This window comes from Massilia sp. 01N417 (genome assembly GCF_056399645.1).
Genome location: NZ_JBFTRS010000002.1, coordinates 253,598 through 272,107 on the forward strand (window position 1 = coordinate 253,598; position 18,510 = coordinate 272,107).

General features: G+C 63.3%; 19 protein-coding genes. 1 reads left to right on the top strand and 18 read right to left on the bottom strand.

Annotated features, from left to right (window positions below; all coding sequences use genetic code 11):
• Positions 1-45: 45 nt before the first annotated feature.
• Positions 46-660, top strand: a complete 615-nt coding sequence (locus tag AC1DOQ_RS03275) for a peptidoglycan recognition protein family protein (protein ID WP_477360235.1) — start codon at positions 46-48, stop codon at positions 658-660.
• A gap of 14 nt (positions 661-674) precedes the next feature.
• On the opposite strand, the gene AC1DOQ_RS03280 is transcribed toward AC1DOQ_RS03275, so the two are convergent.
• From AC1DOQ_RS03280 to mnmG, 18 genes are all read right to left on the bottom strand, one after another.
• Positions 675-1,610, bottom strand: coding sequence for a DUF4189 domain-containing protein (locus AC1DOQ_RS03280; RefSeq protein ID WP_477360237.1), 936 nt, complete (start codon positions 1,608-1,610; stop codon positions 675-677).
• A gap of 129 nt (positions 1,611-1,739) precedes the next feature.
• Positions 1,740-2,480 (bottom strand): LytR/AlgR family response regulator transcription factor, encoded by a 741-nt coding sequence (locus AC1DOQ_RS03285; protein ID WP_477360239.1) that lies wholly within the window; start codon positions 2,478-2,480, stop codon positions 1,740-1,742.
• Positions 2,465-3,877 (bottom strand): sensor histidine kinase, encoded by a 1,413-nt coding sequence (locus tag AC1DOQ_RS03290; RefSeq protein WP_477360241.1) that lies wholly within the window; start codon positions 3,875-3,877, stop codon positions 2,465-2,467. The genes AC1DOQ_RS03285 and AC1DOQ_RS03290 overlap by 16 nt, the downstream gene beginning before the upstream one ends.
• Positions 3,878-4,091: 214 nt before the next feature.
• Positions 4,092-5,750, bottom strand: coding sequence for a serine hydrolase (locus AC1DOQ_RS03295; RefSeq protein ID WP_477360243.1), 1,659 nt, complete (start codon positions 5,748-5,750; stop codon positions 4,092-4,094).
• A 131-nt stretch (positions 5,751-5,881) separates the two neighbouring features.
• On the bottom strand, positions 5,882-6,394 hold the full coding sequence (msrA, locus tag AC1DOQ_RS03300) for a peptide-methionine (S)-S-oxide reductase MsrA (RefSeq protein ID WP_477360245.1): 513 nt from the start codon (positions 6,392-6,394) through the stop codon (positions 5,882-5,884).
• A 136-nt stretch (positions 6,395-6,530) separates the two neighbouring features.
• Positions 6,531-6,956 carry a F0F1 ATP synthase subunit epsilon gene (locus tag AC1DOQ_RS03305; protein WP_477360247.1) on the bottom strand — a complete coding sequence of 142 codons (426 nt, stop codon included), beginning with the start codon at positions 6,954-6,956 and terminating at the stop codon, positions 6,531-6,533.
• Between the two features lie 23 nt (positions 6,957-6,979).
• On the bottom strand, positions 6,980-8,383 hold the full coding sequence (gene atpD, locus AC1DOQ_RS03310) for a F0F1 ATP synthase subunit beta (protein ID WP_442123899.1): 1,404 nt from the start codon (positions 8,381-8,383) through the stop codon (positions 6,980-6,982).
• Positions 8,384-8,437: 54 nt separating this feature from the next.
• Positions 8,438-9,319 carry a F0F1 ATP synthase subunit gamma gene (gene atpG, locus AC1DOQ_RS03315; RefSeq protein WP_477360249.1) on the bottom strand — a complete coding sequence of 294 codons (882 nt, stop codon included), beginning with the start codon at positions 9,317-9,319 and terminating at the stop codon, positions 8,438-8,440.
• Between the two features lie 62 nt (positions 9,320-9,381).
• Positions 9,382-10,917 (bottom strand): F0F1 ATP synthase subunit alpha, encoded by a 1,536-nt coding sequence (gene atpA, locus AC1DOQ_RS03320; RefSeq protein ID WP_477360251.1) that lies wholly within the window; start codon positions 10,915-10,917, stop codon positions 9,382-9,384.
• 71 nt (positions 10,918-10,988) lie between these two features.
• The gene (locus tag AC1DOQ_RS03325; RefSeq protein WP_477360253.1) at positions 10,989-11,522 is read right to left on the bottom strand and encodes a F0F1 ATP synthase subunit delta; all 534 of its coding nucleotides are present in this window, start codon (positions 11,520-11,522) and stop codon (positions 10,989-10,991) included.
• Positions 11,523-11,524: 2 nt separating this feature from the next.
• Positions 11,525-11,995: a F0F1 ATP synthase subunit B gene (locus AC1DOQ_RS03330; protein WP_477360255.1), complete on the bottom strand. Its 471-nt coding sequence runs from the start codon at positions 11,993-11,995 to the stop codon at positions 11,525-11,527.
• A 78-nt stretch (positions 11,996-12,073) separates the two neighbouring features.
• The gene (gene atpE / locus AC1DOQ_RS03335) at positions 12,074-12,316 is read right to left on the bottom strand and encodes a F0F1 ATP synthase subunit C (protein WP_091665119.1); all 243 of its coding nucleotides are present in this window, start codon (positions 12,314-12,316) and stop codon (positions 12,074-12,076) included.
• A 93-nt stretch (positions 12,317-12,409) separates the two neighbouring features.
• A complete protein-coding gene (gene atpB / locus AC1DOQ_RS03340) occupies positions 12,410-13,243 on the bottom strand; it encodes a F0F1 ATP synthase subunit A (RefSeq protein ID WP_477360257.1) in 834 nt (277 codons plus the stop codon).
• Positions 13,240-13,584, bottom strand: coding sequence for an ATP synthase subunit I (locus AC1DOQ_RS03345; RefSeq protein ID WP_477360259.1), 345 nt, complete (start codon positions 13,582-13,584; stop codon positions 13,240-13,242). The genes atpB and AC1DOQ_RS03345 overlap by 4 nt, the downstream gene beginning before the upstream one ends.
• Positions 13,585-13,891: 307 nt before the next feature.
• The gene (locus AC1DOQ_RS03350; RefSeq protein ID WP_477360261.1) at positions 13,892-14,773 is read right to left on the bottom strand and encodes a ParB/RepB/Spo0J family partition protein; all 882 of its coding nucleotides are present in this window, start codon (positions 14,771-14,773) and stop codon (positions 13,892-13,894) included.
• Positions 14,774-14,802: 29 nt separating this feature from the next.
• Positions 14,803-15,573 carry a ParA family protein gene (locus tag AC1DOQ_RS03355; RefSeq protein WP_477360263.1) on the bottom strand — a complete coding sequence of 257 codons (771 nt, stop codon included), beginning with the start codon at positions 15,571-15,573 and terminating at the stop codon, positions 14,803-14,805.
• Between the two features lie 87 nt (positions 15,574-15,660).
• A complete protein-coding gene (gene rsmG / locus AC1DOQ_RS03360; RefSeq protein WP_477360265.1) occupies positions 15,661-16,311 on the bottom strand; it encodes a 16S rRNA (guanine(527)-N(7))-methyltransferase RsmG in 651 nt (216 codons plus the stop codon).
• Complete coding sequence (gene mnmG, locus AC1DOQ_RS03365) at positions 16,308-18,254, bottom strand: tRNA uridine-5-carboxymethylaminomethyl(34) synthesis enzyme MnmG (protein WP_477360267.1); 1,947 nt, start codon at positions 18,252-18,254, stop codon at positions 16,308-16,310. The genes rsmG and mnmG overlap by 4 nt, the downstream gene beginning before the upstream one ends.
• Positions 18,255-18,510: the final 256 nt, after the last annotated feature.

An 18,510-nucleotide genomic window follows, 5' to 3' on the forward strand; every position in this document is an offset into this window, starting at 1 on the left:
GTCTAGCTTATCAGCTTTATATCGCGCTCCGGCGCATGACCCGCAATGACGATCCGCCCCGCCCTCGCCTTCTCCCTGCTGCTCGCCGCCACCACCGCCTTCGCCCAGACCTTGCCCGAGGTCGAGCGCAGCATCGTCCCCGTCGCCGCCTGGGGCGGCACGCCGGCCGACCCGGCGCAGGCGCATCGCCAGGCCATCACCCACATCACCCTGCACCACCAGGGCGAACCCTTCAGGCCAGGCACCGATCCGCGCCAGTACCTGCGCAACTTGCAGACCTGGTCGCGCAACACCAAGCACTGGCTGGACATCCCCTACCACTACATCATCGACCTCGACGGCAACATCTACGAGGGCCGCAAGATCGACTATGCCGGCGACACCAACACGGAATACGACCCGACCGGCCATGCGCTGATCGAAGTGGTCGGCAACTTCGAGGAGGTCGAGCCGAACCGGCAGCAGCTCGACGCCGTGGTGCGGCTGATGGCGATGCTGGCGCATAAATACGATGTGCCGCTGGACCACATCGCCAGCCACCGCGATTTTTCAACACAGACCGTGTGCCCCGGCGCCAACCTGTACCGCTATGTGCAGGAAGGCTACTTCCGGCACAAGGTGGCGTTGCGGCTGGCGCAGGAGCAGGCCGGCACGCGCTAGGACCGCGCCGCGCCTCAGCCTCCGCAGCTGCTGGTGTTCCACTTCCAGTCGTTGGTGAAGGGGTCGAACACGCGCGGCGCCTGCCATTTCTCGGTGCGGCCATCGGCGAAGGTGCGTACGCAGCTGCCGTTCACGCAGCGGTTGGTGCAGCTCAGGGCCTGGACCGCGCGGGTCGCGACCTGGCGCGCAGGCGCCTTGGCCTTGCGTGCGACCTCGGTCTGGGCGGCCAGCTTGTCGAAGGATGCGGGGGCATTGCTCATGCCCCTGTTGAAGGCCTTGACGGTCAGCTTGCAGGTTTCGCCGGGTTTCGCCCCCTCCTTGCAATTCGCCATGGCGGCGGCAACCGCTGCCTCCATGCTCGCTTCCATGCGCACCGACGCATAGCTTGCGGATTCGGCCACCGCATAGCCCCACTCACCGAAGTGGGTCTTTACTTCGCACCTGACCGGCTTGCCTTTCTGCTGTTTGGCGCACTCGTCGAGGGCATCGGCCCTGGCGTCGGCTTCGTTGCCGAAGTTGTAGCTGAACTGGGTCGCGACCAGCAGTCCTTTCTCGTCCATGGCATGAGCCCAGGCGCCCCAGCTGCCGCCCGACTCCCAGTACAGGGCCGTGAACTTGCAGTTCTTGTAGTTCTTGCGGCAATCCGCCATCGCCCGGGCGCGGGCTTTTTCGGGCGTATCGTCGGTGGCCGAGAACATGCCGTCGTCGCCCTTGGCCAGGGCGATCGCGCCGGGGACGGTCCGGCTGGTCAGGATCTTGCAGTTGTTGACGCGTTTGCCGCATTCCTCGAGGGCTTCCGCCTTGGCCTCGTCGAGGCTGGCGGCGTTGGTCACGGTATACGTGTAGTTGTCGTCGCCGACGGCCACGGCGGCGGCGCCGAAGGCCGTGGAGGCGGCGCCACCCAGCAGGGCGGCAAACAGGGAGGAACGGATAAGCTGCGGGAAGTTCATGGTGTGCTCTCGTCGGTTGGTTTTGATGACATCCGCATATTGCCAACCGACAACTTCCGGCACCAGTAGGCTTGCGACGAACACGGCATTCCCGGGAATGGATACGGCTTTCCCGGGAATTCGGCGGCGCTACATCTGGCGGAAGGCGTCCTGGCCCTGGTAGCCGGAGCTCACGCTCAGCACCTCGGCACGGCCCCGCAAATGCACCTGCATCTGGCCCTCGCGGCGGTGGACGGCGTCGATCCGGCGCCGGTTGACGATGGCGCCACGGCTGACCTGGATGAATTCCTGCGGGTCGAGCTGCTCCACGAGGTCTTTTACGGGAATGCGGATCAGCGCCTCGGTCTGCGGCGTGACGACCTTGGTGTACTTGGCTTCGGACTGGAAGAAGATCACTTCATCGGTGGTGATCACACGCAGGATGCTGCCGACCGAGGCCTGGATCCAGGACAGGTAGCGCGGCGCCGCCGCCACCGCGGGCGCTACGGCGGCGGGCGCGGGTGCGATGGCCGGCTGCTGGCGCAGCTGCAGCCGCGAGATCGTCTCCAGCAGGCGGCCCCGGTTGAGCGGCTTGACCAGGTAGTCGACCGCGCCGACGTCGAAGGCGTCCAGGGCATGCTGGTGGTAGGCGGTCAGGAACACGATGACGGTGCCGGGTGGCCGCACGCGCGCCACGTCCAGGCCGCTGGCCTTGGGCATATTGATGTCGAGGAAGGCGATGTCGGGCGCGTGGGTGCGCAGCGCCGCCAGGGTCGCGGCGCCGTCCGCGGTCTCGGCGACGATCTGCAGTTCGGGCCAGAGTTCGGCCAGCGCCTGTTTCAGTTCGGCGCGCAATAAAGGTTCGTCTTCGGCGATCAGGGCGGTGGGCATGGATTACGGAGTGGTTCGAGGGGAATGACGATGGTGGCGGCAAAGCCGCCGGACGGCGGCGCGCCGACTTCCAGCCAGGCGCGGTTGCCGTACATGGCTTCCAGGCGGCGGCGGATGTTCGACAGGCCGACGCCGGTGCCGCCGACGCTCGAGAAGCCGCGGCCGTCGTCGGCCACCGTCAGGCGCAGGCAGGCGTCGTCCGCGGCGGCCGCCAGCGAGATCGTGCCGCGGTCGGCATCGGCCAGGCCGTGCTTGATCGCGTTCTCCACCAGCGAGATCAGCATCGCCGGCGGGAATGGATGCTCGAGCAGCGCGTCGGTGGCGGTGAAGGTGTAGCCGAGGCGCTCACCCATTCGGATCTGCATGATCGTCAGGTAGTGGCGCGCCAGGTCCATCTCCTTGCGCACGCTGGAATGCTCGGCCCGCAGGTCGTCCATCGCGCAGCGCAGGTAGGCGATCAGGTGATCGAGCATGTGCTCGCCCGCGCCAACATCCTCGCGGTACAGGTGGCGCACGTTGGCCAGGGAATTGAACAGGAAATGGGGTTCGATCTGGGCCTGCAGGATGCGCAGCTGGGCCTCCACCGCCTGCTCGCGCAGGGCGTCGCGCTGGCGCTCGGCGGACAGCATCGAGAGCTCGGCGCGCAGGGGCTGCAGCAGGTGGGCTTCGATGTACTGCATCTGGGCCACGGCGTCGGCCGGCGGCGCGAACAGATAGCAGCGATAGATGCCGTCGCGCAGCCGGCACTCCACCTCCACTTCCGGCACCGCGTCGCTGCCGGTGCGGAGCGAGACCATCAGCTTATTCGGGCTGCAGTTCGGCCAGATCAGCTCATAGTGCAGTGCGTTCGCTTCGCGCACCGCAACCAGGCGCGGCAATCCTCCGGTCAGCGGGCGGTCGAGGCCGGGCGTGCTGCTGTCCATCAGGCGCTCCAGCCGGCGTACCAGCACGTCGTGGACTTCGCCGGCGTCGCCGGACAGGCGGACCGACTTGCGCAGCAGGCTGCCGTCGGCGACGGCGGCCAGTGCGCCGGTGGTGTAGCCGAGATGGTGCAGGCGCCACACGCCGGTCAGCAGCGCCAGCGCCGGCAGGGTCACGAGATAGCCCAGCATGCCCTGCAGGGCGTCGGGCGCGGTGACTGCCTGCCGTATCCGGGCCTCCGTCTCGACGTCGCTGTTCATGAAGATGATCGCAAGCAGGGTCAGGATGGCCACGAGCCAGAAGGCCGTGTGTTCGATGAAGGCCTGCAGTTGCAGGGCAGCCGCATAACGGCAGACCGTCCGCACCGGCGCCGGCCGCCCCAGGCGCACGGCGAAGGCGAAATACGCGGCCTGCACCAGCACGAAGCCGACGACGGCGACGATGGGAGACAAGCTGCGCAGGCTGAGAATGATCATGCCCCACACCACCACCACGATCAGCGACCATGTGGTGAGAAGGCCGACGTTGCGAAGGGTGACTGCGGTATTGCCGCGGAGCCGGAAGAGCGGGAGGGATTTGGAAGAGGACATGGAAGCTATATTTGCATGCAGCAACATTATCTTCCACTTCGATGCGACGTAGGGCACCCGTATGCCGACGGATGCCCGTTTTCAGGGAATTCGGCCGGCGTCAAGGCAGCTTCATCCCCTTGATCTCGCGCCCGCCCTGGGCCAGCACCAGCTGTCCGGGCGCCGCATCGTCGAAGCGCAGCTCGGCATCCACCTGGTTCGAAAAGAAAGTCCGCTCGTTCAGGGCGAACACCTCGACCTTCGCCTGGCCGGTGGCCTGGGTCCAGTAGCGGTCGCCGTCGCGGCTCAATTCGATCGCGAAGTTCGGCGCCAGCTGGTAGCGTCCGGCGTAGGCATCGAATTTCGCATGGTCGATCTTGACGGCCACCCGCTGCGGCGGCGCGTCGCCGGTGCGCGGGCTGACCTGGTCGGAAGTCGGGTTGTGCACCACCAGCTGGGTTGCCCGGCCCTGGGCGTCGCGGGTGAACTCGATCGACTGCAACGAACCGGGGATGAAGAAGCCGGTCTCGGAATAGGCATGCAGGGTCACCGCCGGCCGGCCGGCGCGCTGCAGCACCAGGCGCTCGCCGTCGCGGCGCACGGTGCGGGTGTCGCTCCCCTCGACGCGGTAGACGCCGGCATAGGCGTCCAGGGTCTTCGCATCCAGTTTGACTTCCTTGTACTCGGGGAAGGGATTGCCGATCGCGATCGCGGCCGCCTTGTACGCCGCCTCCCCTGCCGGCGGCAGGCCGGAATCGACGTTGCTCAGCACCGCCACATACAGCTTCTCGGTCGGCAGGCGCAGCGCATAAGTGTTGAAGCCGTTGATGCCGCCGCCATGGCCGATCATCGGGGCGCCGCGCAGCTTGCCGGTCTCCCAGCCGTAGCCGTAGCCGGTGCTGGCGCCGCCGCTCAGGGTATAGGGCGTGAAGGCGCGCTGCCAGCTGGCGGACTTCAGCAGCTTGCCGCTGCCGACGGCGGCGTCCCAGCGCGCCAGGTCGTCGACGGTGGACACCAGCGAACCGGCCGCATAGGGCTGCGTCATGCTGAGCGGCGCCGCCGGCTTGAAACCATCCGGCGCCTTCGAATAGCCGAGCGCGCGCGCCGCCTTGTCGCGCTCGTGGCCTTCGTAGGCAGTGCGCCTCATCCCCAGCGGCACGAAGATGCGCTGCTCGACGAACTTGTCGTAGGTCTGGCCGGACACCTTCTCGATGATGGCGCCCAGCAGGAAGTAGCCGGAATTGTTGTACCGGTAGCGCGAACCCGGCGCGAATTCCAGCGGATCGTCCTTGAAGGAGTCGACCATCTGCCGCACCGTGAGGTCCTTCCGCATGTTCGCCATGTAGTCCGGCTTGCCGGTGTAGCTGACGATGCCCGAGGTATGGGTCAGCAGGTGCTCGATGGTGACCTTCTTGCCCTGGCGCGGATAGTCGGGCAGGTAGACGGTGATGTCGTCGTCCAGCTTGATCTTGCCCTCGTCGACCAGCATCAGGATCGCGGTCGAGGTGAACTGCTTGGTGATGGAGCCCAGGCGCATCGGCGTGTCCGGGGCCAGCGGCTGCTTGTGCTCGACGTCCGCCAGTCCATAGGCCTTGCGCAGGATGGTCTTGCCATCCTTGACCACGATGACGGTGGCCCCCGGCGCATCGGCTTTATAGGTGGCGGACAGCACCTGGTCGATGCGCGCCGCCAAGTCCTGGCCGCCATCCGGCGCGGCGTGGACGAGGGGCGCCGCCAGCAGGACGGCGATGGCGGCGCGGACGGGGGACGGCTTGAACATGGCGGCTCCTTCTCTCTCTCGGTGGTTGTGGTCGAGACAAGATAGGAGATGTCATTACGTCAAGCAATGATTTTCCGACGAGTGGTGATTGCCGGAGATGAGCGGCTGGATCGGCGGGGCGAATGGACGGCTCAGCCGGCACGCTCGTCGCGGTGAGGCAGGCGCCAGTCCTTGCGAATGAAGTGGCAGGTATAGCCGTTCGGATGCTTGACCAGGTAATCCTGGTGTTCCGGTTCCGCTTCCCAGAACGGGCCGGCAGGTTTCACTTCGGTCACGACCTTGCCGGGCCAGAGGCCGGAGGCGTCGACGTCCTGGATCGTGTCCAGCGCGACCGCCTTCTGCGCGTCGTTGGTATAAAAGATCGCGGAACGGTAGCTGGCGCCGATGTCGTTGCCCTGGCGGTTGGCCGTGCTGGGGTCGTGGATCTGGAAGAAGAACTCGAGCAGGCGCCGGTAGCCGATTCTCTCCGGGTCGAACACGATCTCGATCGCCTCGGCGTGGGTGCCGTGATTGCGATAGGTGGCGTTCGGCACGTCGCCGCCGGAATAGCCGACCCGGGTCGACAGCACGCCCGGCATCTTGCGGATCAGGTCCTGCATGCCCCAGAAGCAGCCGCCTGCGAGGATCGCGGTTTCTTGTTTCATGTTCAGTCCTTTCAAGCCATCGTTGTGATCCACGCTAGATAAGGACGAGAAGCCGTATTTCCAGAACGGCCAGGCAATAAATAAAAAAGGCAGCCCGCAGGCTGCCTTCTTTTTCATCACTTGAAACCGCTAAAAATCAGCGGCCCTTGTGACGCAGCTTGGCGATGGCCGCCAGCTGGGCGATCGCGGCTGCCAGTTCGGCTTGCGCCTTGGCGTAGTCGATCGCGGATTCCTTGTTCAGCATCAGCTCTTCCGCCTGGCGCTTGGCTTCCTGGGCTTTCGCTTCGTCCAGGTCAGCGCCGCGGATGGCGGTGTCGGCCAGGACGGTCACGCCTTTCGGCTGGACTTCCAGGATGCCGCCGGCGACGAAGACGAATTCCTCTTCGCTGCGGCCCGGCACCTTGATGCGCACGGCGCCCGGACGGATGCGCGTGATCAAGGGGGTGTGCATCGGGTAGATACCCAGCTCACCCGCTTCACCCGGCAACGCGACGAACTCGGCTTCGCCCGAAAAGATTTGCTCTTCGGCCGAGACGACGTCAACGTGAATGGTATTTGCCATGTGTGTCCCTTAAAGGAGGCCGCTTAGGCAGCCAGCTTCTTGGCCTTCTCGATCGCTTCTTCGATGGTGCCGACCATGTAGAACGCCTGCTCCGGCAGGTGGTCCAGTTCGCCCGACGCGATCATCTTGAAGCCCTTGATCGTGTCTTTCAGCGAAACGTACTTGCCCGGTGCGCCGGTGAACACTTCAGCGACGTGGAACGGCTGCGACAGGAAACGCTGCATCTTGCGAGCGCGTGCGACGACCAGCTTGTCTTCCGGTGCCAGTTCGTCCATGCCCAGAATCGCGATGATGTCACGCAGTTCCTTGTAGCGCTGCAGGGTGCCCTGCACGGCGCGCGCGGTGGCGTAGTGCTCTTCACCGACGACCAGCGGGTCCAGCTGGCGCGAGGTCGAGTCCAGCGGGTCCACTGCCGGGTAGATACCCAGCGAAGCGATGTCACGCGACAGAACGACGGTCGAGTCCAGGTGGGCGAAGGTGGTTGCCGGCGACGGGTCGGTCAAGTCGTCCGCAGGGACGTACACGGCCTGGATCGAGGTGATCGAACCGGTCTTGGTCGAGGTGATGCGCTCTTGCAGGCGGCCCATCTCTTCGGCCAGGGTCGGCTGGTAGCCCACTGCCGACGGCATACGGCCCAGCAGTGCCGACACTTCGGTACCGGCCAGGGTGTAGCGGTAGATGTTGTCGACGAAGAACAGAACGTCCTTGCCTTCGTCACGGAAGGCTTCGGCCATGGTCAGGCCGGTCAGCGCGACGCGCAGGCGGTTGCCCGGCGGTTCGTTCATCTGGCCGTAGACCATCGCGACCTTCGAGTTGCCCAGGTTGTCCAGATCGACGACCTTGGCATCGGCCATTTCGTGGTAGAAGTCGTTACCTTCACGGGTACGCTCACCCACGCCGGCGAACACGGACAGACCCGAGTGCGCCTTGGCGATGTTGTTGATCAGTTCCATCATGTTGACGGTCTTGCCGACGCCGGCGCCGCCGAACAGGCCGACCTTACCGCCTTTGGCGAACGGGCAGACCAGGTCGATCACCTTGATGCCGGTTTCCAGCAGGTCCTGCGACGGCGACAGCTCGTCGTAGGCCGGTGCGGTGCGGTGGATCGATGCGGTGCGCTCGGCGTTGACCGGGCCGCGCTCGTCGATCGGGTTGCCCAGCACGTCCATGATGCGGCCCAGGGTCGCGTTGCCGACCGGCACCATGATCGGGTTGCCGGTGTTCTGGATAATCATGCCGCGACGCAGGCCTTCCGAGCTGCCCAGGGCAATGGTACGGACGATGCCGTCACCCAGCTGCTGCTGGACTTCCAGGGTCAGTTCGGAGCCTTCCATTTTCAGTGCGTCGTACACTTTCGGCATTGCGTTGCGCGGGAATTCCACGTCAACCACGGCGCCGATACACTGAACGATTTTGCCATCAGCCATGTTCGTTCCTTCAGATATAGTTTTAATTTCGTTACGTGAGGTCGCTTGCCTGGCTTAGCTGCTGATTGCAGCCGCGCCGGAGACGATCTCCGAGAGTTCTTTCGTGATCGCTGCCTGGCGGGTCTTGTTGTAGACCAGCTTCAGCTCGCCGATGACGTTGCCCGCGTTGTCGGTTGCGGCCTTCATCGCCACCATGCGCGCCGACTGCTCGGACGCCAGGTTCTCGGCCACCGACTGGTAGATCAGCGCTTCGACGTAGCGCATCAGCAGCTCGTCGATGACGACTTGCGCGTCCGGCTCGTAGATGTAGTCCCACGAGTGGCCGCCTTCGTCCGCCTTCAGGTGTCCAGCCGGCAGCGGGAGCAGCTGCTCGACCACCGGTTCCTGGCGCATGGTGTTGATGAACTTGGTGTAGCACAGGTACACCGCGTCCAGCTGACCATCCTGGTAAGCGTCGAGCATGACCTTGATCGGGCCGATCAGCTTTTCCAGGTGCGGGGTGTCGCCGATTTGCGTGACACTCGAAACGACCTTCACGCCGATGCGGTTCAGGAAACCCAGACCTTTGTTGCCGATTGCAACGACTTCAATGCGATTGCCCGCGGCTTCCAGCTCGCGGGTCTTCTGCGTCACCTGGCGCAGCACGTTGGTGTTCATGCCGCCGCACAGACCCTTGTCGGTCGTGACGACGATGAAGCCGACGGCTTTCGCTTTCGTGTCCTTGGCATTCGCCATGAACGCGTGGGTGTACTCCGGGTTCGCAGTGGCGAGGTTGGCCGTGATGTTGCGGACCTTCTCGCTGTAGGGACGGGCGGCGCGCATCCGGTCCTGCGCCTTGCGCATCTTGGACGCGGCGACCATTTCCATCGCCTTGGTGATCTTCTTCGTATTTTCTACGCTCTTGATCTTGCCACGTATCTCTTTGCCTGCTGCCATGAGCCCTTACTCCTTATAGGGACCGGGTCACCCCGGTCCCGCATTCCATCAAAAAGCCGCGCTTAGAACGACTTCTTGAAGTCGGCGATGGCGGCGGCCAGCGCTGCTTCGCCGTCCTTGTCCAGGGCTTTGCTGTCGTCGATCTTCGACAGCAGGGCGCCGTGGCTGGACTTCAGGAAGTTGTGCAGACCGGCTTCGAAATCCAGCACGCGCTTGACTTCGATATCGTCGAAATAACCCTTGTTGACGGCGAACAGCGAAGCGGCCATCAGCGAGATCGGCAGCGGCGAGTACTGCTTCTGCTTCAGCAGTTCGGTCACGCGGGCGCCGCGGTCCAGCTGCTTGCGGGTCGACTCGTCCAGGTCCGATGCGAACTGCGCGAACGCAGCCAGCTCACGGTACTGCGCCAGGTCGGTACGGATACCGCCGGACAGGCCCTTGATGACCTTGGTCTGGGCTGCGCCACCGACGCGCGACACCGAGATACCTGCGTTGATCGCAGGACGGATACCGGCGTTGAACAGCGAGGTTTCCAGGAAGATCTGGCCGTCGGTAATCGAGATCACGTTGGTCGGCACGAAAGCCGAGACGTCGCCAGCCTGGGTTTCGATGATCGGCAGTGCGGTCAGCGAACCGGTCTTGCCGGTCACGGCGCCGTTGGTGAAGGCGGACACGTAGTCGGCGTTCACGCGAGCGGCACGCTCCAGCAGGCGGCTGTGCAGGTAGAACACGTCGCCCGGGTAAGCTTCGCGGCCCGGCGGACGGCGCAGCAACAGCGAGATCTGGCGGTAGGCGACTGCCTGCTTCGACAGGTCGTCGTACACGATCAGCGCGTCTTCGCCGCGGTCGCGGAAGTATTCGCCCATCGCGCAGCCCGAGTAGGCCGAGATGTACTGCATGGCTGCCGATTCCGAAGCGGAAGCGGCGACGACGATGGTGTACTCCATCGCGCCATGCTCTTCCAGCGAGCGCACGATGTTCTTGATGGTCGAGGCCTTCTGGCCGATCGCCACGTACACGCAGGTCATGTTCTGACCCTTCTGGTTGATGATCGCATCGACTGCCACGGCCGATTTACCGGTCTGGCGGTCGCCGATGATCAGCTCACGCTGGCCACGGCCGATCGGCACCATCGCGTCGATCGACTTGATACCGGTCTGCATCGGCTGCGAGACGGATTCACGCGCGATCACGCCCGGGGCGATCTTTTCGATCGGAGCGGTCAGCTTGGCGTCGATCGGACCTTTGCCGTCGATCGGCTGGCCCAGTGCGTTGACGACGCGGCCACGCAGTTCCGGACCGACCGGGACTTCCAGGATGCGGCCGGTGGTCTTGACGGTGTCGCCTTCGGAGATGTGCTCGTAAGCACCCAGAATCACGGCGCCGACCGAGTCACGCTCGAGGTTCATCGCCAGACCGAAGGTGTTACCCGGGAATTCCAGCATCTCGCCCTGCATCACGTCCGACAGACCATGGATGCGGCAGATACCGTCGGCGACGGAGATCACCGTGCCTTGGTTACGAACATCAGCCGAACCTTCGAGGCCCTGGATGCGGCTCTTGATCAGTTCGCTGATTTCAGACGAATTAAGTTGCATGAGTGCTAACTCCTAATAGTTTCTTGATGCGTAGGGCAAGGGCTTGGACGCGGTAGACGGTGCAAAGATCCTCAGGCCACCAGCGCGTTGTGCATCTGCTGCAGCTTCGCGCGGACCGAGGTATCCAGCACTTCGTCACCGACGACCACGCGCACACCACCGATCAGCGACGGGTCGACTTCGACCGTGGGGTTGAGCTTGCGGCCAAATTTCTTTTCGAGCGTGGCGGCCAGCGCATTCACCTGCTCTGCCGACATCTCGAAGGCGCTGTAGACGGTCGCGTCGGCAGCACCTTCCTGTGCATTCTTCAGGGCGGTGAACTGCGAAGCGATTTCCGGCAGCAGTGCGACACGGCCGTTTTCGGCCAGCATCGCGATGAAGTTTTTCGCTTCGGCGTTCAGCGGCGATTTGACCAGCGACGCAATCGTCTCGGCCAGTTGTGCCGCCGTGACGTTCGGGTTGCCGGCAAAAGCCTGCACGTCCGGATTGGCGCCGATTTGCGCCAGTTCCGAGACGATGCCGGTCCAGGCCGCCATGTCGCCGTTCTGGGCGACACGGAACAGCGCTTCGGCGTAGGGGCGGGCGACGGTTGCGAACTCAGCCATGATCAGAGCTCGGTCGACAGGCGGTTCAGCAGGTCGGCGTGGGCCGCTGCGTTCACTTCGCGCTTGAGGATCTGCTCGGCGCCGGCCACAGCCAGTGCAGCGACCTGGCCGCGCAGTTCTTCGCGCGCGCGGGTCACTTGCTGCTCGGCGTCGGCCTTGGCACCTTCGACGATGCGGGCGGCTTCGGCGGCAGCGGTCTGCTTGGCTTCTTCGATGATTGCCTGGGCACGCTTTTCGGCGTCGGCGATGCGCTTGGCGCTTTCTTCGCGGGTCGATGCCAGTTCGGCAGCGATGCGTTTTTCGGCGGCAGCCATTTCTGCCTTGCCGCGGTCAGCTGCGGCCAGGCCGTTCGCGATCCTCTGGGCGCGCTCGTCGAGCGCTTTCATCACCGGCGGCCACACGAATTTCATCGTGACGAACACCAGGATGAAGAAGACCACGAACTGAACAAACAGAGTTGCGTTCAGATTCACGGTAAATTCCTTCTCACAAAAACGGATGCCGAACCGCAGAGGTTCGGCTCATCAGATCACTTGTCGTGAAAAGCGTGATTAGCTGGTGAACGGCTTGGCGAACACGAACAGCATGGCGATACCGACACCGATCAGGAATGCCGCGTCGATCAGACCAGCCAGCAGGAACATCTTGGTCTGCAGGGTGTTCATCAGTTCAGGCTGACGTGCCGAGGCTTCCAGGTATTTACCGCCCATGATCGCGATACCGATACATGCGCCAATTGCGCCCAGGCCGATGATCAGACCGCAAGCCAGTGCAACGAAAGAAACGTCAGTCATGAGATTTACTCCAAAAGATTGAAAATTAAAAAAACTAGGATTTTTACTACTTCTTTACTACCACTATCTTGTTCGTTCTTGCGATCGCGTCGGTCAGTGGCTCTCGTGGGCCTGACCGATATACACCAGCGTCAACATCATGAAGATGAATGCCTGGAGGAGCACGATCAGGATGTGGAAGATTGCCCAAGCCGAACCTGCAACGATTTGGCCGACGATGCCGAACGGACCCGCCAGGGCGCCGAGCAGGGCAATCAACAGGAACAGCAGCTCGCCGGCGTACATGTTGCCGAACAGTCGCATGCCGAGCGACACGGTACGTGCTGCGTATTCGATCATGTTCAACAGGAAGTTGAACGGAGCCATATAGATGCCAAACGGAGCGGCGAACAGTTCGTGGATCCAGCCGCCGACGCCCTTGACCTTCAGGTTGTAGAACAGGACCACGGCCAGCACACCCAGCGACATGCCCAGCGGACCGTTCAGGTCGGCGGTCGGGACGATGCGGAAGTGCGGCTCACCCATGCCCAGCAGGCGGAAGATACCGGCGAACAGGTCGACCGGCAGGAAGTCCAGGCAGTTCATCAGGAAAACCCAGATGAAGACGGTCAGGGCCAGCGGCGCGATGAAGCGGCGATCGCCGTGGATGATCGATTTCGACTGGTCTTCGACCATTTCGACGACGGTTTCGAGCAAGCCCTGGAAACGGCCCGGCACGCCGGAGGTCGCCTTGCGGGCGCCCAGCCACATGACGAAAACACCGACAACGCCCATCAAAATCGACCAAAACACCGTGTCATAGTTGATCACGCTGAAGTCGACGATGAAGCCCTGATGGATGTTGGTCAGGTGACCGAGGTGGTGGGTGATGTACTCTCCCGCAGTCGGCGCGTGCGCCGCGGCGTTTTCTACCGTTGGACTCGTCATTGTGAATGCCTAAATAATAAGATGATGTAACTTTTCAGCGCCACGATGAAGCCGCCCAACAGGGCCAGCCAGTTCAAATCGTGGTACACCCGCGCGGTGATCACCAACAGCGCCAGTGTTAAAGCAATCTTTACAAATTCCCAGATGAAAAATGTGGCGGGGTTCGCTCCGCCCGGCTTCCTGGCGCCGGCAAACAGGCGCACCGCCATGACAGCATTGGGAACGACACAACACAACCCGCCAAGTACCGCCGAAAACATCGCAGACCACCCCCCTAGCAGTCCGGCGATCACGCCGGCCACAACTGTTGCCATCATTTGCAGGGAGACCAAGCGCAGCATTGTTTTTGTTCTTTCGCGCCAGCCGTGTGGAACCGAGTTACGGTATGGTAATTACATGAATCAGCGGGATTATAAGGGCTTATGAAGTGCAGAGTCAAACTCTTCCGTCCTTATATCGCGTCTACAACGATGTAAAAACGACAAAGAAATTTGACGTCAAACTCGGAAAAATCCTACGAAATTCAGCGTATTACGGGCAAAGTAGTGCGATCTACCAAAAGTCCTGCGGATGCATATACCGGTGATCGATGAGGGGTGTACTGTGGGCAATTTAACACTTGCCCACAGCGTCGATGCCGATGCGGGATCAGCCGCGCAGGCGCGTCAGTACACTTTCGAGCACGTCGAGGTCGGCGAAATCGATGATCATCTGCCCGTTGCCCTTGGTTCCCATCTTGAAGGCGACCGGGGTGGCGAGGCGGTCGGACAGTTCTTCCTCGAGGCGCACGATGTCGCCCGACTTTTCCTTCTGGCGCGGGGCGGCGGCCGGCGCGTTCAGCTCTTCCAGGGTGCGGGCGACCAGTTTTTCGGTTTCGCGTACCGACAGGCGCTTCGCGATCACCTGGTTGGCCAGCGCGATCTGGCTGGCGGCGTCGACCGCCAGCAGGGCGCGCGCATGGCCCATGTCGATATCCCCTGCCATCAGCATGGTCTGTACCGGCTGGGCCAGGTTCACCAGGCGCAACAGGTTCGATACCGCACTGCGCGAGCGGCCGACCGCGTTGGCGGCCTGTTCGTGGGTGAAGTCGAATTCCGAGATCAGGCGGGCGATGCCCTGCGCTTCTTCGAGCGGGTTGAGGTCTTCGCGCTGGATGTTCTCGATCAGGGCCATCGCGGCCGCATTCTGGTCGTCGACTTCGCGCACCAGCACCGGGATCTCTTCCAGGCCGGCCAGCTGCGCCGCGCGGAAGCGCCGTTCGCCGGCGATGATCTCGTAGCCGATCTCCCCTGCTCCCGTAATCGGACGCACCAGCACCGGCTGCATGATGCCCTGGCTCTTGATGGAGGCGGCCAGCTCGGACAGCGAGCCGTCGTCCATACGGGTGCGCGGCTGATACTTGCCGGCCTGGATGCGGGTGACAGGCAGGGTGGACGGGCTGCCGCTGGGTGCGGCCGGGGTCTCGTGGGCGTCTCCGCCGAGCAGGGCGTCGAGGCCGCGGCCGAGTCCCTTCAGTTTTTTGGTTGCCATGATGTTGGACTGTTTTGTTTATATGTGGATTACATGGTCTTGATGCGCTCGACCATCTCGGCGCCGAAGGCGATGTACGCCTGCGCCCCTTTCGACGAAGGATCGAACACCACGCCGGGAATGCCATACGAGGGCGCCTCGGCCAGGCGCACGTTGCGCGGGATGATGGTCTTGAAGACCTTGTCGCCGAAGTGCTGCTCGAGCTGGCTTGACACCTGCTGCGACAAGGTCATGCGAGGATCGAACATCACCCGCAGCAGGCCGATGATGCGCAGGTCGTGGTTCAGGTTGGCGTGCACCTTCTTGATCGTGTTGACCAGGTCGGACAGGCCTTCGAGCGCGTAGTACTCGCACTGCATCGGAATGATCACGCCGTGCGCGCACACCAGGCCGTTCAGGGTCAGCATCGACAGCGCCGGCGGGCAGTCGATCAGGATGAAGTCGTAGTCGGCATCGACCTTGGCGAGAGCATCCTTCAGACGGCGTTCGCGGTTTTCCAGTTCCACCATCTCGACTTCGGCGCCGGCCAGCTCGCGATTCGCCGGCAGCACGTCGAAGCGCCCCGCTTCGCTGCGCAGCTTCGCGGTGGCGACGTCGGCCTCGCCGAGCAGCACTTCATAGATCGAGGAGGTCAGGCCGGCCTTGTTGATGCCCGCGCCCATGGTGGCGTTGCCCTGCGGGTCGAGGTCGACCAGCAGCACGCGCTGGTTCAGCTTGGCCAGTCCGGCGGACAGGTTGACGCTGGTGGTGGTCTTGCCGACGCCGCCCTTCTGGTTTGCTACGCAAAAAATTTTCGCCATGTATGCCTTCAAAAAGCCATACCGTTAATACCATTAAAACGATTTATACGATTTACTTGGTAATACGGTATAAACGGTTTATATCGTTTAGCTGCTTACCTTCTGGATGAAAACCAGGTGACGTTCCGCGCCCAGCCTGGGCACCTGCAGGGGCTCCACTTTCGTCACCTTCCATTCGGCGGGCAGCCTCTGCCGCTCGTCTTCCGGCGCCACCCCTTTCAGGGCAATGTACCGGCCCTGCTCCGCCAGCAGGTGGGAAGACCACTCGACGAAATCCGAGAGGTCGGCAAAAGCGCGCGAGGTGATGACGTCGAATTTGTCGCTCACCTCCAGTTCCTGCACCTTCATGGTGTACACGCTGACGTTGGCCAGGCCCAGTTGCGCCTTCACCTGGGTGAGGAAGGCGGTTTTCTTGTGCACGGTGTCGATCATCGACACTTTCATGTCCGGGCGGACCACCGCCAGCACGATGCCGGGCAAGCCGCCGCCCGCGCCGACGTCCAGCACGTTTTTCGCGCCTGCGAAGGCGGGTACCGCGGCCAGGGAATCGAGCAGGTGATGGGTCACCATCTGCATCGGATCGCGCAGCGAGGTCAGGTTATAGACGGAATTCCACTTGAACATCAGGGCCAGGTAATCCAGCAGCTGTTCCTGCCGGGCCGGGCTGACGTCGAGCTGCATCTCGGCGATGCCGTCGCGCAGTACCTGGGCGAGGGCGTTGCGGTCGAAATTCTTCATTCAGCAAGCTCCTGCTGCGGCCCTTCCGTCGGCACATTGGTAAAGCCCTTGGCACCGCGCTTTTTCAGGTGCACCAGCAGCAGCGAGATGGCCGCCGGGGTCACGCCGGAGATGCGCGATGCCTGGCCCAGGGTTTCCGGACGCTGTTTATCGAGCTTCTGGCGTACTTCGATCGACAGTGCCGTGATCTCCAGGTAGTTCAGGTTTTCCGGCAGTTTCAGGTTCTCGTAGTAGTCGTGGCGCTCCACTTCCCGCGCCTGGCGGTTGATGTAGCCCGAATACTTCAGCTGGATCTCGATCTGTTCCTTCACCGCCGGATCCTCGACGCCGGGACCGGCCAGCGCCTGGCCCTCGTTGCCCTGCAGGGTCATCAGCTTGTCGTACTCGACGCCGGGACGGCGCAGCAGGTCGGCCAGGTTGTACTCGCGTTCGATGGCCTGGCCGATCACGCGTTCGGATTCGGCGGCCGCCAGGATGCGCGGATTCACCCAGGTCGAGCGCAGGCGCTCCAGCTCCAGGGCCACGGCTTCGCGCTTGCGCTCGAAGGCTTCCCATTGCGCATCGCCGACGACGCCCAGCTTGCGGCCGATTTCCGTCAGGCGCATGTCGGCATTGTCTTCGCGCAGCGACAGGCGGTATTCGGCGCGGCTGGTGAACATGCGGTAAGGCTCGGCCACGCCCTGGGTGGTGAGGTCGTCGACCAGCACGCCGAGGTAGGCTTCCGAGCGGCCCGGGGTCCAGGCGTCCTTGCCCTGGGTCTGCAAAGCCGCATTGATACCGGCAAGCATGCCCTGCGCCGCCGCTTCTTCGTAGCCGGTGGTGCCGTTGATCTGGCCGGCGAAGAACAGGCCGTTGATCGCCTTGGTCTCCAGCGAAGATTTGAGCCCGCGCGGGTCGAAGTAATCGTATTCGATCGCATAGCCGGGGCGCAGGATGAAGGCGTTTTCCAGGCCGCGCATCGAGCGCACCAGGGCCAGCTGCACGTCGAAAGGCAGGCTGGTCGAGATCCCGTTCGGGTAAAACTCGTTGGTCGTCAGCCCTTCCGGCTCGAGGAAGATCTGGTGCGATTCCTTCGAGGCGAAGCGGTGGATCTTGTCTTCGATCGACGGGCAATAGCGCGGGCCGACGCCTTCGATCACGCCGGTGTACATCGGGCTGCGGTCCAGGCCATTACGGATGATCTCGTGGGTTTGCGCATTCGTGTGCGTGACCCAGCACGGCACCTGCTTCGGGTGCATGGCGACATTGCCCATGTACGAGAACACCGGCACCGGATCGAGGTCGCCGGGCTGTTCGCTCATGGCGGAAAAATCGATGCTGCGGCCGTCGATGCGCGGTGGCGTGCCGGTCTTCAGGCGGCCCTGCGGCAGCTTGAGTTCCTTCAGCCTGCTCGAGAGGGACACGGCCGCCGGATCGCCGGCGCGGCCGGCCGTGTAGTTCTGCAGGCCGACGTGGATCTTCCCGTCGAGGAAAGTACCGGCCGTGAGCACCACGGCGCGCGCGCGGAACTGCAGGCCGATCTGGGTGACGGCACCGACCACGCGGTCGCCTTCGACCATCAGGTCGTCCACGGACTGCTGGAACAGCCACAGGTTCGGCTGGTTTTCCAGGCGCGAACGAATCGCCGCCTTGTAGAGCACACGGTCGGCCTGGGCACGGGTGGCGCGCACGGCCGGCCCCTTGGATGAGTTCAGGATGCGGAACTGGATGCCGGCCTCGTCGGTGGCAATCGCCATTGCGCCGCCCATGGCGTCGACTTCCTTGACCAGGTGGCCCTTGCCGATGCCGCCGATCGACGGGTTGCAGGACATCGCACCGAGGGTCTCGATGTTGTGAGTAAGCAATAGGGTTTTTTGCCCCATGCGTGCAGACGCGAGCGCCGCTTCGGTGCCGGCATGGCCGCCGCCGACGACGATCACGTCGAATTCTGTCGGAAATAACATGATGGAATGTGCTGCGAGGAGAGTTAAGCTTGGATTATAGATTCTTTTTTCCGTGCGGCTTCGGCTCGCTCCCTAAAACCACAGAATTTTGTTTCACGTGAAACCTTTTTAGGAAGACCGATGACGCCAACCCTGCTCGCCGTTCGCGGAATGTTCGCCGCCCTCCCCGCCATCGCGGCTGCTCAGGCGCCCACGACCTTCAGCCCTTTCGACTGGGAGCTGGCCTGCGACGACACCCCTACCTGTCGCGCCGCCG

Bases quoted from the DNA above. Each gene is read 5' to 3' on its own strand.
- AC1DOQ_RS03275 (WP_477360235.1), top strand. From the start codon at position 46: ATGACGATCCGCCCCGCCCTCGCCTTCTCCCTGCTGCTCGCCGCCACC.
- AC1DOQ_RS03280 (WP_477360237.1), bottom strand. From the start codon at position 1,610: ATGAACTTCCCGCAGCTTATCCGTTCCTCCCTGTTTGCCGCCCTGCTG.
- AC1DOQ_RS03285 (WP_477360239.1), bottom strand. From the start codon at position 2,480: ATGCCCACCGCCCTGATCGCCGAAGACGAACCTTTATTGCGCGCCGAA.
- AC1DOQ_RS03290 (WP_477360241.1), bottom strand. From the start codon at position 3,877: ATGATCATTCTCAGCCTGCGCAGCTTGTCTCCCATCGTCGCCGTCGTC.
- AC1DOQ_RS03295 (WP_477360243.1), bottom strand. From the start codon at position 5,750: ATGTTCAAGCCGTCCCCCGTCCGCGCCGCCATCGCCGTCCTGCTGGCG.
- msrA (WP_477360245.1), bottom strand. From the start codon at position 6,394: ATGAAACAAGAAACCGCGATCCTCGCAGGCGGCTGCTTCTGGGGCATG.
- AC1DOQ_RS03305 (WP_477360247.1), bottom strand. From the start codon at position 6,956: ATGGCAAATACCATTCACGTTGACGTCGTCTCGGCCGAAGAGCAAATC.
- atpD (WP_442123899.1), bottom strand. From the start codon at position 8,383: ATGGCTGATGGCAAAATCGTTCAGTGTATCGGCGCCGTGGTTGACGTG.
- atpG (WP_477360249.1), bottom strand. From the start codon at position 9,319: ATGGCAGCAGGCAAAGAGATACGTGGCAAGATCAAGAGCGTAGAAAAT.
- atpA (WP_477360251.1), bottom strand. From the start codon at position 10,917: ATGCAACTTAATTCGTCTGAAATCAGCGAACTGATCAAGAGCCGCATC.
- AC1DOQ_RS03325 (WP_477360253.1), bottom strand. From the start codon at position 11,522: ATGGCTGAGTTCGCAACCGTCGCCCGCCCCTACGCCGAAGCGCTGTTC.
- atpE (WP_091665119.1), bottom strand. From the start codon at position 12,316: ATGACTGACGTTTCTTTCGTTGCACTGGCTTGCGGTCTGATCATCGGC.
- atpB (WP_477360257.1), bottom strand. From the start codon at position 13,243: ATGACGAGTCCAACGGTAGAAAACGCCGCGGCGCACGCGCCGACTGCG.
- AC1DOQ_RS03345 (WP_477360259.1), bottom strand. From the start codon at position 13,584: ATGCTGCGCTTGGTCTCCCTGCAAATGATGGCAACAGTTGTGGCCGGC.
- AC1DOQ_RS03350 (WP_477360261.1), bottom strand. From the start codon at position 14,773: ATGGCAACCAAAAAACTGAAGGGACTCGGCCGCGGCCTCGACGCCCTG.
- AC1DOQ_RS03355 (WP_477360263.1), bottom strand. From the start codon at position 15,573: ATGGCGAAAATTTTTTGCGTAGCAAACCAGAAGGGCGGCGTCGGCAAG.
- rsmG (WP_477360265.1), bottom strand. From the start codon at position 16,311: ATGAAGAATTTCGACCGCAACGCCCTCGCCCAGGTACTGCGCGACGGC.
- mnmG (WP_477360267.1), bottom strand. From the start codon at position 18,254: ATGTTATTTCCGACAGAATTCGACGTGATCGTCGTCGGCGGCGGCCAT.